16 protein-coding genes are annotated in these 16,896 nt (G+C 32.8%); all 16 read left to right on the forward strand.

Going from position 1 to position 16,896, the window contains the following annotated elements:
* The first annotated feature begins 155 nt into the window (after positions 1–155).
* The 16 genes from LB465_RS16310 (at position 156) to LB465_RS16385 (ending at position 16,888) form a co-directional block, all read left to right on the forward strand.
* Complete coding sequence (locus LB465_RS16310; protein ID WP_224470990.1) at positions 156–1,130, forward strand: hypothetical protein; 975 nt, start codon at positions 156–158, stop codon at positions 1,128–1,130.
* A gap of 124 nt (positions 1,131–1,254) precedes the next feature.
* Positions 1,255–2,112 carry an ABC transporter permease gene (locus LB465_RS16315; RefSeq protein WP_224470991.1) on the forward strand — a complete coding sequence of 286 codons (858 nt, stop codon included), beginning with the start codon at positions 1,255–1,257 and terminating at the stop codon, positions 2,110–2,112.
* A 214-nt stretch (positions 2,113–2,326) separates the two neighbouring features.
* Complete coding sequence (locus tag LB465_RS16320) at positions 2,327–3,613, forward strand: ABC transporter ATP-binding protein (RefSeq protein WP_224470992.1); 1,287 nt, start codon at positions 2,327–2,329, stop codon at positions 3,611–3,613.
* Positions 3,595–4,338 carry an FkbM family methyltransferase gene (locus tag LB465_RS16325; RefSeq protein ID WP_224470993.1) on the forward strand — a complete coding sequence of 248 codons (744 nt, stop codon included), beginning with the start codon at positions 3,595–3,597 and terminating at the stop codon, positions 4,336–4,338. Before LB465_RS16320 ends, LB465_RS16325 begins: the two co-directional genes overlap by 19 nt.
* Before the next feature lie 2 nt (positions 4,339–4,340).
* A complete protein-coding gene (locus LB465_RS16330) occupies positions 4,341–4,979 on the forward strand; it encodes a sulfotransferase family 2 domain-containing protein (RefSeq protein WP_224470994.1) in 639 nt (212 codons plus the stop codon).
* Positions 4,980–5,029: 50 nt separating this feature from the next.
* Positions 5,030–6,733 carry an FkbM family methyltransferase gene (locus LB465_RS16335; protein ID WP_224470995.1) on the forward strand — a complete coding sequence of 568 codons (1,704 nt, stop codon included), beginning with the start codon at positions 5,030–5,032 and terminating at the stop codon, positions 6,731–6,733.
* Between the two features lie 8 nt (positions 6,734–6,741).
* Positions 6,742–7,590: a class I SAM-dependent methyltransferase gene (locus LB465_RS16340; protein ID WP_224470996.1), complete on the forward strand. Its 849-nt coding sequence runs from the start codon at positions 6,742–6,744 to the stop codon at positions 7,588–7,590.
* 68 nt (positions 7,591–7,658) lie between these two features.
* A complete protein-coding gene (locus LB465_RS16345) occupies positions 7,659–8,858 on the forward strand; it encodes a glycosyltransferase (RefSeq protein WP_237690544.1) in 1,200 nt (399 codons plus the stop codon).
* A 37-nt stretch (positions 8,859–8,895) separates the two neighbouring features.
* The gene (locus LB465_RS16350) at positions 8,896–9,684 is read left to right on the forward strand and encodes a glycosyltransferase family 2 protein (RefSeq protein ID WP_224470998.1); all 789 of its coding nucleotides are present in this window, start codon (positions 8,896–8,898) and stop codon (positions 9,682–9,684) included.
* Positions 9,685–9,786: 102 nt separating this feature from the next.
* A complete protein-coding gene (locus tag LB465_RS16355) occupies positions 9,787–10,908 on the forward strand; it encodes a glycosyltransferase (protein WP_224470999.1) in 1,122 nt (373 codons plus the stop codon).
* Between the two features lie 10 nt (positions 10,909–10,918).
* Entirely contained in the window at positions 10,919–11,752 is an 834-nt protein-coding gene (locus tag LB465_RS16360) for a glycosyltransferase family 2 protein (protein WP_224471000.1), read from the forward strand.
* Between the two features lie 42 nt (positions 11,753–11,794).
* On the forward strand, positions 11,795–12,703 hold the full coding sequence (locus LB465_RS16365; RefSeq protein ID WP_224471001.1) for an alpha-1,2-fucosyltransferase: 909 nt from the start codon (positions 11,795–11,797) through the stop codon (positions 12,701–12,703).
* 55 nt (positions 12,704–12,758) lie between these two features.
* Complete coding sequence (locus LB465_RS16370) at positions 12,759–13,613, forward strand: glycosyltransferase family 2 protein (protein WP_224471002.1); 855 nt, start codon at positions 12,759–12,761, stop codon at positions 13,611–13,613.
* Positions 13,610–14,539 (forward strand): glycosyltransferase family 2 protein, encoded by a 930-nt coding sequence (locus LB465_RS16375; RefSeq protein ID WP_224471003.1) that lies wholly within the window; start codon positions 13,610–13,612, stop codon positions 14,537–14,539. Before LB465_RS16370 ends, LB465_RS16375 begins: the two co-directional genes overlap by 4 nt.
* Entirely contained in the window at positions 14,539–15,642 is a 1,104-nt protein-coding gene (gene wecB, locus LB465_RS16380) for a non-hydrolyzing UDP-N-acetylglucosamine 2-epimerase (protein WP_237690545.1), read from the forward strand. The genes LB465_RS16375 and wecB overlap by 1 nt, the downstream gene beginning before the upstream one ends.
* On the forward strand, positions 15,635–16,888 hold the full coding sequence (locus LB465_RS16385; protein ID WP_224471004.1) for a glycosyltransferase family protein: 1,254 nt from the start codon (positions 15,635–15,637) through the stop codon (positions 16,886–16,888). The genes wecB and LB465_RS16385 overlap by 8 nt, the downstream gene beginning before the upstream one ends.
* Positions 16,889–16,896: the final 8 nt, after the last annotated feature.

Consider the following 16,896-nt stretch of genomic DNA (forward strand, 5'->3'; position numbering starts at 1 on the left):
TCCAAATTTTTTTGGATAAGGATAATAAGTAAATTGCTCTTTTTATCCATTGTACCAATGAAAAGAAACTGCTATAGGTCCATTTTTTAGGTCTTTACCTTCGATCGCTTCAAAGCTTTAACATTAAGCAATAAAAAATATAAGGGAATATATTTATGGAAAAAATTGATTTGCTGAATATACCCAATTACTTTAGTAGTTATTATTTGTATGGTTTAAACGAAGTTGCCAAAGTCAGGTATTGTCCAAATACCGAATTCCGTAAATGGAATGGTACGCCTTTATTAATTTTGAGAGTTGATAAAAAAATCATCATAATAGATAACCGAGATCCTAATGGAGTTCAAAAGGATCTTTATTCAGTAGCTACATCTTATTTTGCAACTAACAAACTTAAAGATAATCCCAATTATAATTTACTCAAACTTAAAGCTCTTTTTCCTCATTATCCTATTAATTTTAGTTTAGGCTATTTAAAGATTTTTAGAAAACATTTATTTAAAGAATTAGGCAAGGAGAAGGTGATGAAAGATTTTTATGCCCAGGTTAAAAGACCTAACTACCAAAACTACTCAGTAAATCCTGAAAATTTTAGTAACTATATTTTTTTTTCAGGATCCATTTGGAAAAAGGAAGAAGTTGCAAACAAACAGCGAGCAGTTTTTATTAAGGCTTGTAAGGAAAATGAGCAGATTGATTTTGAAGGTGGACTTATTCCCAGAACAGATGGGGATAACCGAAATCTGGAAGATGTGTTGGGACCAAAACGTTATACTTCAAAGAATTTTCACAAGAAAAGTTCCAGTTCGCTCATAAATTTTAATAACCCTGCAGTTTTGGGAGCTATCAGTTGGAGGGTAGGTGAATTTTTTAATCTTTCGTCTTTTGTACTTTCTTTGCCTTTTATGGTTGATTTGCCGGTTTATCCTTTGCATGGTAAGGAAATTCACATGATTAAATCAGTTGACGAAATAGAAGATTTTTTAAATTACCTATTAAAGAATCCCCACTATCACCGGCAAATTAAAATAGGCGGCAAAAATTTTTTTAATAAATTTTGTGATCCGAAAATACAAGCATTAAGAATTCTTAAATACCCTAAGTATGAAGCGGATAGTAGAGAAATTTAAGTTCAGATTTTGAAGTTGTCATCAGTCACTTAAAATAAAATGATAGAAAAAAGGCAGGTAGGGGTAATATGCTTACTTTTCAATCCAGATAAAACTATGGTAAATTATATCAAGATATTCTTTTATGAATAGCGAAAAGGAATGGCTTTACGAAATAAGCCCTAAACGAAAATTTATAGATCTTAACTTTAAAGAGATCTGGGATTATCGTGATTTACTTATCCTTTTTGTAAAACGGGATATAGTCACTGTTTATAAACAAACGATTCTTGGTCCACTTTGGTATTTTATTCAACCGCTTTTTACGTCGGTGATCTTTACCCTGGTTTTTAATAATATTGCCAATATCCCTACCGGGAATGTACCTCCATTTTTGTTTAACCTGGCAGGGATCACGGCCTGGAATTACTTTAATCAAAGCCTCACCAAAACTTCAAATACTTTCACCGCAAATGCCGGTATCTTTGGTAAAGTATATTTCCCCCGGGCAATTATGCCATTAAAAACTGTAATTTCAGGTCTTTTTAAATTTGGAATACAATTAAGCATCCTGATTGTATTTTATTTTTATTTCCTACTCCAGGGTTATGACCTGCAACCTAATACTAACCTACTATTGTTTCCTGTATATGTTTTGATGATGGCACTTTTAGGTTTGGGAGCAGGAATGACCATTTCAGCTTTTACTACTAAATACAGAGATCTTACGGTTATGGTTGGATTTGCGACTTCATTGCTGATGTATATTTCTGCTGTCCCTTATCCTTTAAGTGAAGTTTCAGAGAAAATCCCCTCCCTGGCCTGGCTGGTAAATTATAATCCCCTGGCGCAAATTATCGAAGGTTTTAGATATATGATTCTGGATACCGGGATTTTTAACTGGAGTGGTTTTTTCTATACTCTGGCATTTTCAATAATACTTTTTTTAGTTGGACTTATTGTTTTTAATCGGACCGAAAAGAATTTTATTGATACGGTTTAAAATAATAGTCATTAGTCGCAAGTCTTTTGTCGGTAGATCTGAGGTAACTCGAGCGTTTAATCTTAATTTGTTGGTTAAAAGCTAATAAAGACTTGCTCAATCAAAATGTAACTGACTTAGAATAGAAATCAGGGAAAAACCCATATAATTTTATTACTTTACCCTCTGAAAACATAAGAGAGCGAACTGTCTACTGTAATACTGCCTACCGAAGATGAGTATAATCCTAAAAGCCCAAAATATTTCCAAACAATACCGACTTGGCAAAGTGGGTACAGGAACTTTGGGGGATGACTTGAAGCGCTTCTGGTATAGCATACAGGGAAAAGAAGATCCTTTTTTAAAAGTTGGCGCTGTTAATAATCGTAATTCTATTGCAAATGAAGATTATGTTTGGGCCTTGCGGGATATTAATTTTGAAGTGAAACAAGGTGAGGTTTTAGGTATTATTGGAAAAAACGGTGCCGGAAAATCTACCCTCTTAAAACTTTTATCTCGTGTAACATCACCTACAACTGGAAGTATAAAAACCAAAGGGCGAATTGCCAGTTTACTGGAAATTGGTACAGGTTTTCATCCCGAACTCACCGGAAGGGAGAATATTTTTATGAATGGAGCGGTGTTGGGAATGAAAAGATCCGAAATTAAAAGCAAAATAAATGAAATCATAGCATTTTCAGGTTGTGAAAAGTATATTGACACACCCGTGAAACGATACAGCAGCGGAATGCGGGTTCGCCTGGGGTTTGCTGTAGCGGCCCACCTTGAACCCGAAATCCTGGTGGTAGATGAGGTTTTAGCCGTTGGCGATGCTGAATTTCAAAAAAAGGCTATTGGGAAAATGCAAGACCTATCGACCGGAGAAGGACGTACTGTGCTATTTGTAAGTCATAATATGGCGAGTGTGCAAAGTTTGTGTACCAGAGGGATAGTTTTGGAAAATGGAATGTCTGTTTTTGAAGGTGATATCGATAATACAATAAATTTTTATCTTTCAAATGATAAGCAAATAATTCCCAAAGACCTTAGTTTAATTGAAAACCGAAGCGGCAATGGAATTGTTAAATTCGATAGTTTCCATATTGAACATTCGAATGGAGAGATAGTAGAAAATGTTTTAAGCGGCGATACAGTTGTGTTTTCATTCGAAATTGATGTAAAGAATTTAACCAATAAATCTCAGGTAGATTTAGGTTTTTCGATACATACCCCGCAGGATGAGTTGATATCTGTATTGTATAATTCTTATCAGAATGTATCACTACCAGTTAATTCAAATGGAAAACACAAAGTTCAATGTGCAATTTCCAATTTGGGATTGAATGAAGGCGAATATATTGTAAAGGGTAGAATTGAATGTGATAAAATGGAATCTGACTGGCCAAAAGTTCCTATCGGTAAATTTAACGTGGTTAAGGGAGATTTTTATGGGACTGGAAACCTTGGTTTTAATGGTAAATCCAAATTTTTAATTCAAGGAAAATGGGATTTAAAAAACTGAAAACACTTATTTTAAAAAACACTCCTAGAAAATTAGTGAATATTTATCAGGAGCCTATTAAAAAAGAGAATGAAAAATTGGATCCATTTTCTACTCTTTCTTACTCACAGGAAGGTGAAGATTTGATCCTAAAAAGGATATTTGAAGGTCAAAAAACTGGATTTTATGTAGATGTTGGCGCACATCATCCAAAACGTTTTTCTAACACATATCTGTTTTATAAAATAGGATGGAGAGGCATTAATATAGATGCAATGCCGGGGAGTATGGCGATTTTTAAAGAAATTCGACCTAATGATATTAATCTTGAAATAGGAGTTTCAAAAGAGCAGGAGGAAAAGATTTACTATATGTTTAACCAGCAAGCTATTAATACTTTTTCAGAAATTGAAGCAAAAAAAAAGCTGAATATAGAAAAGTTTAAAGTCGTTGAGACTAGAAAGATAAACACCTTACCCTTAAGGATGATTTTAAAACAGTACCTTCCCAAACATACCAAGATTGACTTTATAACTATAGATGTTGAAGGGCTTGACTTTGAAGTTATACAATCTAATGATTGGGAAAATTATAGGCCTAAAATTGTATTGGTTGAAGACCTAAACAATTTCCACTTAACGAAGTTAAACCACAATAGGGTTTTTAAAGAGTTAAATAAAAATGGTTATGAATTAGTTGCGAAGACATATAATACACTTTTTTTTAAAAATATTCGACAAGATTAATTATGGTTATTTCACATAGTAAAAAGTTTATTTTTATTCATAATTATAAAGTTGCTGGTACAAGTATTCAGCATGCCTTGGATTGTTTTAATAACAATAATAGTATTGATGTGAACTTTTATAAAAGGTTAAAAACTTTTTTAGGAATCCCCCCATCTTTTTATTCTAAAACTTTTCCGGGTCATATCAAAGCAAATGAATTGCGCACTCGAATTCCCTCTAAAATATTTAATAGTTATTATAAATTTGGTTTTGTGAGGAATCCCTGGGATTGGCAAGTATCATTATATACATTTATGCTAATGGAAAAAAACCATCATCAACATGAATTGATAAAATCCTTTAAAAACTTTGATGAATATATTGATTGGCGTGTACATAATGATTTAAGATTGCAGAAATCATTCTTTTATTCCGATGATGAATTTCTTATGGATTTTGTTGGAAAATTCGAAAGTTTGAACGCAGACTTTCAAAAGATTTGTGACCATTTGTCAATAAAATCTGACTTGCCGTACTTGAACAGTAGTAGAAAAGAGAAAGAATTCTTACATTTCTATAGCAAAGCATCTCTTGAAATGATCGATCAAGCTTTTAGGGAGGATATAAGTTTGTTTGGTTATTCCAAACCTAAGTTATAACAAAATGAAAACTCCTTAGCTTGTTAGCTACTTTGAAAAATATCGAAACTTTGGCCCCAATAATATTGTTCGTTTATAACCGACCCTGGCATACAGAACAAACGCTGGAGGCATTAATGAAAAACGAGCTTGCCGATCAAAGCATTTTATATATTTATAGCGACGGTATAAAAAAAAATGCACCAAAGGAAGATTTAAAAAAAATCAAAGAAGTTAGAACTTTAATTCGTAAAAAGAATTGGTGTAAAGAGGTTGTAATTATCGAAAGAGATGAAAATCTTGGTTTAGCGAATTCTGTTATTAAAGGTGTAACTGAAATTATTAAAAAACACGAGAAAGCTATTGTGCTGGAAGATGATATTGTGACAGGAAAGAATTTTCTTCAATTTATGAATGATGGATTGAGGGTGTATGAATTTGAAAAACAGGTCTATGGAGTTTCAGGATATTGTTTTCCAAGTTCTAAGGAAATTCAGGGTGCAACTTATTTCTTACCCATTATGAGTTCTTGGGGATACGGTACATGGCTGGATAGATGGAATCAAATAAATTTTGCTGGTGAAGAACTTTTATGCTCAGTTATATCTAAAGGCCTAGAAAAGAAACTTAATTTTCTACGTTTCGATTTCTGGGAAATGTTAAAAGATCAAGTCTCAGGAAAGAATGATTCATGGGCAGTAAGATTCTATGTTTCAATGTATTTGAATCAAGGGTTGTTTCTTTATCCAAATACTTCCCTAATAAAAAATATAGGATTCGATGGAAGTGGGGTACACTGTAAACCAAATTCCTTTAATTCAGGAAAAGACCAAAATATCGATAATGGAATCATTACGGTGAAAAAACAAAAAGTGTATATGGATCAAAGTGTGAAAGATAAATTCGAAGAAAAAACAGAAATACCGAAAAAGCCACTCTCAAAAAGGTTCAAGAAATTGTTGAAAAAAAATATCCCTCCTGAAATTATTCAATTGATCAAACGTAAAACAACTTCTTCCATAAAATTAAAAAATGATTTTCTAAAGATTCCACGATATACGGAAACCACAGCATTGCTTAATGGTAAGAAAATTATAGTTCCAGATAATGCTTCATTTTCATTTATGCATAAGGAAATTTTTGAGGAAGAAATTTATAAATTCATTACTCAAAATCCGGAACCATATATTATTGATGGTGGTGCAAATATAGGTCTCGCTTCTATTTATTTTAAAAAACTTTATCCTTCTTCCAGAATTGTTGCGTTCGAACCTGATCCTAAAATATTTAAAATTTTAGAAAAAAATATAAATGAGTTTAATTTCAACAAAATTGATTTAGTCCCAAAAGGACTCTGGAACTACAAGACAAAATTAAAATTTTTGTCGGAGGGAGCAGATGCCGGTTTGATTACGGATTTGGATAAGTCAAGGTCTTCGTCTTTAGAAATAGAAACAACTTCACTCAATGACTACCTTAATCAACCTGTAGATTTTTTGAAACTGGATATTGAAGGAGCAGAAACAGTTGTTTTAAGTGATATAGAAAATAATTTAAATAAGGTTGACAGAATTTTTGTGGAATATCATTCTTTTGTTAATCAGCCCCAAACCTTAAATGAGGTCATAGAAATTTTAAGAAAAGCTAATTTTAGGGTATATATGTCGATACCTGGTAACAGCTCGATAAGATCTCCATTTATGGGATTGATACCCTATAATAATATGGATTTCCAGTTGAATATTTTTGGCTTTAAAGAAGACCTAATTAAGTAAATAGCATTATGAAATTTCTGAACTTAGGCTGTGGCAATAATTATCATAAAGACTGGATCAATATTGATTTCGCGACAAGAAGTGATGATGTGATTGAGCATAACCTTTTGAAGGGGATCCCACTGGCAGACGATTCCATAGATGTTTTATATCATTCTCATGTACTGGAGCATTTTAGTAAGAAGGATGGAGAGGAATTGATGAAAGAATGTAATAGGGTTTTAAAAGATAACGGAATCATTAGAGTAGCAGTTCCAGATCTGGAAACCATTGCAGTAGAGTATTTAAGAAATTTGAATCTCGCTCTTGAAGGCGATAAAGATGCTATTCATAATTATGAATGGATACAACTGGAATTATTTGACCAGATGGTAAGAAATAAAAGTGGTGGTGAAATGGGTAAGTATCTGCAACAAGCTTCCATTCCAAACGAAGAATATGTATTTCAAAGAATAGGATTGGAAGGAAAGTATATACGTGAAGATTTTTTATCAAGACAAAATAAAAAAGCACCAGTGAGGACAAATTCAGTATATAAACCTTCCAAAAAAAAGTTATTTAAGAAATTTATTAAAAGCTCTTTATTGAAGATATTTAAGAAACTTAAATTACAAGAGCCCATTCCAGATTTAAAAATAGTTAACACAGGGAAGTTTAGATGTTCTGGAGAAATTCATCAATGGATGTATGATCGTTTTTCATTGACTGAATTATTTAAAAGATCTGGTTTTCAAGATATAAGAATATGTAATGCCTATGAAAGCAGCATCCCGAATTGGTCAGATTATAATTTGGATGTAGTAAAGGGAGAAATAAGAAAACCAGATTCTTTGTTTGTTGAAGGCAGAAAATCATGAAAACTCTAATTGTAAATACTTATGATAGGGGAGGTGCGGCGAACTCTTGTGTTAGACTGCATAAAGGTTTGTTGAAAATAGGAGTATCTTCTAAATTACTTTTGCAAAAACAAACCAAGAATGTTCCTAATAGTGAAGTTGCAGAACCACTAAAGCCTAAAATTACTAAAATTAAAAAGGCTCAGAAGGGAGTGAAGAAAATTTTAAAGGAATTCAAATTATATTCTGAGCCTCCTCTAAAAGAAATCCCATTTGTCTGGAAAAGGTCTTCTAACCTAGAAATGTTTAGCTATCCAGAATCCAATTACGATATTACACAAAGTTCAGGCTATGAAGAGGCAGATATTATAAACCTGCATTGGGTGGCAAATTTCTTAGACTACTCTAGTTTCTTTAAAAAGAATGAAAAACCAGTAGTTTGGACACTGCACGATATGAATCCATTTTCAGGAGGGGAGCATTATACAGAGCTTTTTAAAGGTATAGATGAAAGTGGTTATCCCATAAAAAGGATATTATCTGATTTTGAAGAGCAAGAGTTCAAAGCAGTAATTGAAAGGAAGAAAGAGGCTATAAAAGGCTTTAAAAATTTAACGGTCGTTGCTCCATCTCAGTGGTTAGCGAATGAAGCAAGAAAAAGTGAGGTTTTTAAAGGAAGGCCTGTGCATTGTATTCCTTATGGGCTCGATCCAAAAATTTTTGCACCAAGAGATAAAGCATTTTCAAGGGAACTACTAAGTATCCCGGCGGAAAAAAAGATGGTCCTTTTTGTGGCAGACTCTACCAGTATTCCTAGAAAAGGATTTTCCTTCTTAAAAAAAGCCTTGCAGAAAATAGAAGATGAAAATATCCTCCTGTGTGCAATCGGAAGTAATAACTCCGAAATTGAGACGGATAAAAACATCATACAATTGGGCTCAATTACCGATGAAAGATTAATGAGTGTTGCTTATTCTGCAGCTGATCTTTTTGTTATTCCATCCATAATGGACAATTTGCCAAATACGGTGATTGAATCCTTGATGTGTGGCACTCCGGTAATAGGTTTTCCTATAGGAGGAATTTCTGATATGATAATTCATGAAGAAAATGGTTTATTAACAAGGGATATTAGTGTTGATTCTTTGGTTGAGGCCTTAAATAAATTTCTGGCTAAACCTAAAAGGTTTAACAGGGAAAAGATCAGAATGGAAGCTTTAAAAATTTATGATGAAAAAATTCAGGCCGAGAATTATAAAAACTTATTTAAAAAGATATTAAAAGGTTGATTTCTGCCTTTTCTAAATCTGATTTATTAAAAAAAAAATGAAAACTGCGCCATTAATATCAATTATCACCGTGAACCTCAATAATTTTAAAGGTTTAAAAAAAACAATGGCCAGTGTTCTTGATCAAAGCTGGCAAGAGTTTGAATATATAGTTATTGACGGAGGTTCTAACGACGGAAGTAAAGATTATATCGAGTCTCAAAGCCAAAAACTGGATTATTGGGTGAGTGAGCCCGATAAGGGTGTTTATAACGCTATGAATAAGGGTGTTAAGAGGGCAGCCGGGGAATATTTGCTGTTTTTGAATAGTGGGGATCATTTCGTTAACAAGGAAGTATTAGGAGGAAATAGAAGGGAGCTTGCATTTTCTGATTTAATTTATTTTAACATTAAGGTTGTCACTAATGAGGAAACACATATTGTTTCTTATCCTGAACAATTGGGCTTCACAGATCTTTTTTATGGAACACTCTGTCATCAAGCGGTTTTTATAAAAAAAGATATTTTCAATAAGGTGGGTTTTTATGATGAAAATCTAAAAATTGTAGCAGATTGGAAATTATTTATTCTAGCGTTATTTAAATTCAATTGTAGCTATAGAAAAGTAGATAAACTTTTGACTGTTTATTATTCAGATGGTTTAAGTGCAGATTCAAAAAACGAACCTTTAATTTTATCGGAAAGGGAAGGTGTATTGCAAAATAATTTTCAAAATTTTCAATCTGAGATAGACGAATTATGCGAATTGAGAAAAACTTTTAAATATTTAAGAAAGTCAAAAAAGATCAATATGTTAATCAAGCTCAGGTTGTTGAATAAGTTTTAGGATAGAACTAAATAATGCTTTCAATCACATTAATACTCAAAGCAAGGCTTCAAAAATGGATAAAGATTATCGTATGGAATATTACAGTGAAGCGCAATTAGAATGAAGTTATTAATAGCAACTCCATATCTTAGAGTAATCGGAGGCACCGAAATAGAGACGCTCATTACTGCTCGGGAATTGGCTTCATCTGGAATTTTTTCAGAAGTATTAATTTTTAGTCCAAAACCAATTGAACACAGCCATTTAAAGGAGTTGGTATGCGGTAGAAATATATCCTTTCATTCTTATCCTTCTTTTTTTTGGAATCAAAATGTGAAAAATATTAATAATCAACTTAAAAGTCGATTAAAATTAAAAACTTCTCCTTTAGAGTATTTCTACTGGAAATTCATAGCTTCAAAAGGCGTGAATAAAATAATTTTTCTTTCTTCAACCGGTCAAAACTTCTATTTACCGATTCTTAATTTTTTTGATTTAAGGAATTGCTTTATTAAGTATACTGTGGTTTACGATGAAGCTATGCCTTCCTGGAAGAAAAAAATCCTGAGAAAACTTAAGTGGAATATCGTAATGAGTAAAAACCATCAAGCATACCTTCAAAAGGAATTAAAGATTAAAAATGCGGTGGTACAGGATATAATTATAGCTAATGAAGAAGCCTTACTTAACACCAATTCTATAAGAAAATTCACTTTTGGAATTCTTTCCCGGATTTCAAGGGAGAAGCAAATTCAGGATGCCATATTGTTAGTAAAAAAATTAAAGATCAATGGTATAAGCACCAGTTTACTTATTCAGGGAGAGGGTGACCAGGATTATTTTAAAGAGTTGCTTAAATTAGTGGAGGAAGCAAATTTAGAAGAAGAAATTACGTTGATTAATAAAAGTATTCCACCCAATCAGTCGCATGAATTTTATGGTAAAATCTCCTTCTTCCTTATTACTTCCAAACATGAAACGGGACCGATGACCGGCTTAGAAGCAATTGCCGCAGGAGTGCCGGTTTTATCATACAATGTGGGAGCTATGAAAGAAAGACTATCGAGGCATTCTTATCTTGTAGTAGAAAACTTTCAGGAATTAATAGGATTAGCAACTCAATTAATAACTTTGGAAGAAAAGGATTATAAATCGCTAGCTCATTCCCTAAGGCAACATTATAAATCTGAATGTTCAAACGATTTAAAGATTAAAAAATTAGAAAAGCTAATTCTAAAATAGAATAGAAAAAATGGAAGGTTTGGTTTCAGTAGTTATTCCCTGTTTTAATGATGCAGAATACATAGAGCAGGCCTTGCAGTCAGTTCTGGACCAAACTTATAATGACAAAGAAATTATAATTGTTGATGATGGTTCTAACGAAGCAACAAAAAAGGTTCTCAGCAAACTGGAAAGTAAAATCAATCTTTTACTTGTTCAGGACAACAAAGGTCCGAGTGCTGCGAGGAACTATGGGATTTCCTGTGCAAAAGGAAAATTCATTTTAACTCTTGATGCCGATGATTATTTTGAATCAACTTTTATTTCTAAAGCTTTAGAAGTTATGAAAGCTAATCCTAAAGTAGGTATGGTTACTTGTAAGGCATTAACTTTTAATGAGCAGGGCCCTCTCGGCCAAATACTGCCCAAAGGAGGGAATGCTAATGACCTCCTATACAGAAACGGGGCTATAGCTAGTTCATTGATTAAAAAAGAAGCCTGGGCCGAATCCGGTGGTTATGATGAAGAAATGGTAGAGGGTTATGAGGATTGGGACTTCAATATCTCTATTACTAAAATAGGGTGGAAAATTTACGTTATTGATGAATTTCTTTTTAATTACAGGGTAAAATCCGGGTCAAGAAATGAGATAGCAAATCTGGAGCATAAACAAGACTTGATGGCTTATATTTATATAAAACACCAAGATCTTTTCATAAAAGATTACGAGAAAAACATTCAACATGTTTTTTTAAAAATAAAGGAGGCCGAAAGAGAAAAAATCAAAATAAAAAATAGCATTGCCTTTAAGGTCGGAAACAAAATTTTGAAAACATTCAATTTTATTTTGAATAAAAAGAAATAACTTTTTTAATTAGAATAGGGAAAACAAAAGGGACATTTTTAAGTGAAAAGAAGTAGCGAGAATATTATTTTGCTGGAGCTTTTGGGCGGTTTGGGGAATCAAATGTTCCAATATGCAACTGCTCGGGTTTTGGCAAAAAGAAATAAATCAATTATTCTTTTAGATGACAGCTTTTACTCAAAAAAAACAGGGAATCTTCAAAAATTTCCTCGCCAATTAGACTTGAAAATTTTTGATAAATCTTTACTAATTGTAACTGCGTTACAGAAGAAAAAATTTACAGAACTTTCATTCCATAATCGTATAAAGAAAAAACTGGGATTTAACTATCCTAAAATCTATAAAGAACCTACATTCAGGTTTAATGATCAATTATTTCAAATGAGTAGTCCAGTATATTTGAAGGGATATTTCCAGAGTTACAAATACTTTGAAAACGAAGAAAAATTCATTCAGGGTCTTTTTGTATTTCCTGAAGAATATCTTAATAAAAATGATAGGGAGTTAAAAGATTATATATGTAACCAAAAAACAGTTTCTATTCATATAAGAAGAGGAGATTATGTAGAAAATCAACAAACTCAAGAATTTCATGGCAATTGTACTCTGGAATATTATAATAAAGCTATACTGCACCTTACTAAACAGTTTGATAATCTTAATTTGATATTTTTCTCTGATGATATTGCTTGGGTAAAAGAAAACTTTAAAGCTATATCACACAAAAAACTTTTTATAACCGGGAATGAAAATCAAAACAGTTGGAAGGATATGTATTTAATGAGCCTATGTAATCATCACATTATTGCAAATAGCTCTTTTAGCTGGTGGGGTGCTTGGCTAAATAAAAAGCCAGGCAAACAGGTTATAGCTCCAGCAAAGTGGTTTTCAAATACTGAACAGGAGAAAAAAACAGTAGATTTAATTCCCCCCGGTTGGCTTCGTATTTGATATTTTAGTTAAAACCTTTTTAAAAGAAATTAAAATTGACCATTTTGTAATTCTAATGCAACAAAAACTTCCTTTATTATCTATAATAATTCCCTGTTATAATGACCTCCATTTTATACAAAAGAGTGTGGATTCAGCCCTTGGGCAAACCTATCCCAATAAGGAGATAATTATTATTGATGACGGCTCAAATAATGCAACGAAAGAGATTTTACGGGGAATAGAACCGATGGTCGATTTACTAATTACCCAGGAAAATAAGGGTTTGAGCTCTGCCCGAAACGCCGGCATAAAAAAAGCCAGGGGAGAATATATTTTGGTATTAGATTCAGATGATTTTTTTGAACCCCAATTTGCTGAACGTGCCCTAGAGATTATTATCAGTAATCCTCAGAAGTATAAAATTATTACATGTCAGGCACATAGGTTTAATAAGAAAGGTACAATTGATATTTTCACCCCTAAAGGTGGAAATATTAAAGCTTTTCTGTTTTCAAATTCAGCTATTGGAAATTCTTTATTTAAAAAAGCAGATTGGGAAAGTGTTGATGGATATGATGAAAAAATGACAAATGGGTATGAAGACTGGGAGTTTTTTATTCGTTTATTGAAAGAGGGAGGAGAAGCATTTGTTATTTTAGAACCATGGTTTAATTACAGGCAAAAAGAAAATTCGATGAGGTTGGAAGCCAACAAAGTAAAATTTGACCTATGGGAATATATTTTTCTGAAACATTCTGATCTGTATAAAAACTATTTCGATCTTTATACTAGAAATTTCCTTACAAAATTAAAGGAAGAAGAGCGAGAAAAAATAAAAAATACAGCACGTCTGGAATTCAGACTAGGAAATGCTATTTTAAAACCATTGAGAATTCTAAAATCTCAATTAAAATGGAGGATGAAATGAGACCTGAGGGATCAATTATAATGGCTACTTATAACAGGGCTCATCTAATTAGTGAAAGTTTGTTGGCCATAAAAGCTCAAACATTTACCAATTGGGAATGTATAATTATTGATGACGGAAGCATTGATGAAACCTTGGAAACGGTGAAGAAATTTACAGACACTGACTTCCGTTTTAAGTATTTTACGCGAAATAAAAAATATAAAAAAGGCTTACCGGGATGTCGAAACCAGGGTCTTGATGTAGCGAAAGGAAAATATATAGTCTTTTTTGACGATGATGATATCTCACATCCTCAATTACTGGAGTTGGCTTTAATAAATTTAAGTAAAAAAAAATATGATTTTTGTCGTTATGAACGGTCTACTTTCAGAGGAAAGTTTGAAAAGGAATTTGAATATTTGAAAGACTCTAATACCCGGGAAATAACCATCCAAAATTTAGACGCAATTATTAAAAATGAATTACCCTTTAACTCCTGTCAGGTGGTTTGGAAGAAATCTAGTATTTCTAATGAACGATTTGAAGAAAGCCTTATGTTTGCTGAGGAGTGGGAATTTTATACCCGGTTATTATTAAAAGGTTTAAAAGGAATTTCAATTGATAAAGTTCTTTATTTCGGCAGAAAGCATCCGGAATCTAATACGGGAGAGTTTTTTAGAAGAAATCCAGTTAGAATTAATTCACAAAATAAAGCAGCTATTTTGATAATAAAAAATCTAAATTCAAAAGATTTATTTACTGAAAAACATAAAATTTTCTTTCTGAGAATGGGATTTAATTTGAAATCTTTAACTGTTATAAAAAGAAGTCTTGATGCCGCAGGGTCTAATTCTTTTGAAAAGTTGAAGTATCAGTTAGGTTATAAATTCTACCCTTTTTTAAAACCCATTTTTCACCTTAAAAGCAAAATATTAAAAAATTAATGGTATTACTGTGTTTTGGCACCCGGCCAGAAGCTATTAAAATGGCTCCTGTACTATATGAATTAAAAAGGCAAAAACTTAATTTTAGGGTTTGTGTAACTGCACAACACCGGGAAATGCTCGATCAGGTATTGGGTTTTTTTGAAATTATCCCTGATTACGATTTAGACCTGATGAAACAAAACCAAAACTTAAATTTGCTTAGCGCTGATATTGTCTCGGAAATTGATAAAGTTTTTGAAGAAATTTGTCCTGATATTGTTTTAGTTCAGGGTGATACTACTACAGCTTTTATAGCTTCCCTAGCCGCTTTTAATAGGCGAATAAAAATAGGTCATATCGAAGCCGGGTTGCGCACAGGGAATCTAAAATCTCCATTTCCGGAAGAAGGAAACCGACAACTTATTAGTCGGATTGCTGATTATAATTTCGCCCCTACTTTAATGGCTAAAAATAATTTATTGAAAGAGGCTGTCCCTGAAGAAAAAATAATTGTAACCGGTAACACTATTGTTGATGCGCTATTAATTGCCAAATCTAAAATAGCAGTTGGTTATTTGAGTGAAAAAATAAGGGAATTTCAGGTTTTGCTTCGGAAAGATAAAAAACTAATTCTAGTGACAGGACATCGTAGAGAAAATTTTGGCAAAGGTCTGGAAGCTGTCTGCCAGGCACTCTTGGAAATAGCTAAACGTGATGATGTGCAAATCATTTTCCCGGTACATTTGAATCCGACAGTAGAAAAAACCGTATATGAGTTGTTAGACCATAATCCAAACATAAACCTGATTAAACCTGTTAATTATCCTTCATTTATCTGGTTAATGATGGAGTCAGATCTAATAATATCAGATTCCGGTGGAATTCAGGAAGAAGCTCCAAGTCTTAAAAAGCCTGTAATCGTTACGAGAGAAACGACAGAGAGAGCGGAAGGAGTAGAAGCAGGATTCTTCATTTTAACGGGAACGTCAAAAAAGAAAATTATTACTGAGGCTTTTAGGCTTTTGGATGCTCCCATGAGCTTTAGCGGAAAGCAAAATCCATTTGGAGATGGGAAGGCTGCCGAGAAGGTTGTGAATTTCTTAATTGGCAAAAATGTCTAAAATCCAAAAGAAAATACTTATTGTGGTTGAATCAATTGACATTGAGGATAGCAGTGGCTCTAAGGCAAATGTTGCGTTAATTCAAAATCTTTATAAGGCCGGTTTTGAAATACTCGTCTACCATTATACAAGAAAAGAAATTCAGATTGATGATATTCAATGTATAAGTATAAGGGAAAATCGGCGTAGCTTTCTGTTTTTCCTAAGTCGTATAGAGCGTCAAATCAGGTATAAAACAGGCTGGAAGTTTAATAAGTATATTGAGCAGCTATTTGGTTTTTCTTTTACATTATTCAACGATCGAAATAGTATCGTAACTGGATTAAAAAAACTGGAAAACTTTGAGCCTGATCTTGTTCTCACTTTAAGCAAGGGGGGTAGTTTTAGACCCCACCATGCGCTTTTAAAAATTCCAGAATATCATGCCAGGTGGATGGCCTATATTCATGATCCTTATCCTTTTGCCTATTTTCCCAGACCTTATGATTATGTAGAGCCGGGGCATCAACAAAAAAGAAACTTTATGAGTGCGGTGGGTATGAAAGCAAAATTTGTTGCCTACCCTAGCGAGCTACTGGCGGAATGGATGGAGAGTTATTACCAGTCCATGGAAGGAAAAAAAATTATAATTCCTCATCAGATATTAGACAAAATAGAAGATGAAATAGAAGAACTACCTGATTTTTTTGATCCTGAAAAATTTAATATACTTCACGCCGGAACACTTTTATGGGGCAGGAGTCCAATGGGACTTGTAAAGGGATTTTTAAAGTTTCTGGAATGGTATCCCGAAGCAAAGAGAATTGCCATGCTTTTCTTTATCGGCGGTAAAAATTATTATACAGAAGAGCTTGAAAAAATTAGTAGTAATTACCCGGAAATATTTATTAGCAAGGATTATCTTCCTTTTGCTATTACTCAAGCTTTGCAAGCCCAATCTTCGGTAAATGTTATTTTAGAAGCTAAAGGGCCTATTAGTCCATTCTTACCCGGAAAGTTTCCACACTGTATTCAAGCAGGGAAGCCTATCCTTTTATTAGGTCCTTATTATAGTGAGAGTAAAAGATTGTTAGGCGATCATTACAAGTATCACGCTGAGATTGATGAAGTTGAAAAAATTTCAAAACTTATTGCAGTACTTTATGAAAATTGGAAATTAGACCCCAATTCAAAAATAATGTGGGATGATTTGAGCAAATATTTATCCTCTGCCAATTTTACATCAACTTTAAAAACTAATTTATGAAGATTCTA

Origin of the sequence: Salegentibacter lacus (genome assembly GCF_020164555.1) — a bacterium.
GTDB classification, from domain to species: Bacteria; Bacteroidota; Bacteroidia; order Flavobacteriales; family Flavobacteriaceae; genus Salegentibacter; species Salegentibacter lacus.

Coding starts and splice junctions, on each gene's coding strand:
- LB465_RS16350 (WP_224470998.1), top strand. CDS start 8,896: ATGAAAACTGCGCCATTAATATCAATTATCACCGTGAACCTCAATAAT.
- LB465_RS16375 (WP_224471003.1), top strand. CDS start 13,610: ATGAGACCTGAGGGATCAATTATAATGGCTACTTATAACAGGGCTCAT.
- LB465_RS16325 (WP_224470993.1), top strand. CDS start 3,595: ATGGGATTTAAAAAACTGAAAACACTTATTTTAAAAAACACTCCTAGA.
- LB465_RS16370 (WP_224471002.1), top strand. CDS start 12,759: ATGCAACAAAAACTTCCTTTATTATCTATAATAATTCCCTGTTATAAT.
- wecB (WP_237690545.1), top strand. CDS start 14,539: ATGGTATTACTGTGTTTTGGCACCCGGCCAGAAGCTATTAAAATGGCT.
- LB465_RS16360 (WP_224471000.1), top strand. CDS start 10,919: ATGGAAGGTTTGGTTTCAGTAGTTATTCCCTGTTTTAATGATGCAGAA.
- LB465_RS16310 (WP_224470990.1), top strand. CDS start 156: ATGGAAAAAATTGATTTGCTGAATATACCCAATTACTTTAGTAGTTAT.
- LB465_RS16315 (WP_224470991.1), top strand. CDS start 1,255: ATGAATAGCGAAAAGGAATGGCTTTACGAAATAAGCCCTAAACGAAAA.
- LB465_RS16385 (WP_224471004.1), top strand. CDS start 15,635: ATGTCTAAAATCCAAAAGAAAATACTTATTGTGGTTGAATCAATTGAC.
- LB465_RS16355 (WP_224470999.1), top strand. CDS start 9,787: ATGAAGTTATTAATAGCAACTCCATATCTTAGAGTAATCGGAGGCACC.
- LB465_RS16340 (WP_224470996.1), top strand. CDS start 6,742: ATGAAATTTCTGAACTTAGGCTGTGGCAATAATTATCATAAAGACTGG.
- LB465_RS16330 (WP_224470994.1), top strand. CDS start 4,341: ATGGTTATTTCACATAGTAAAAAGTTTATTTTTATTCATAATTATAAA.
- LB465_RS16320 (WP_224470992.1), top strand. CDS start 2,327: ATGAGTATAATCCTAAAAGCCCAAAATATTTCCAAACAATACCGACTT.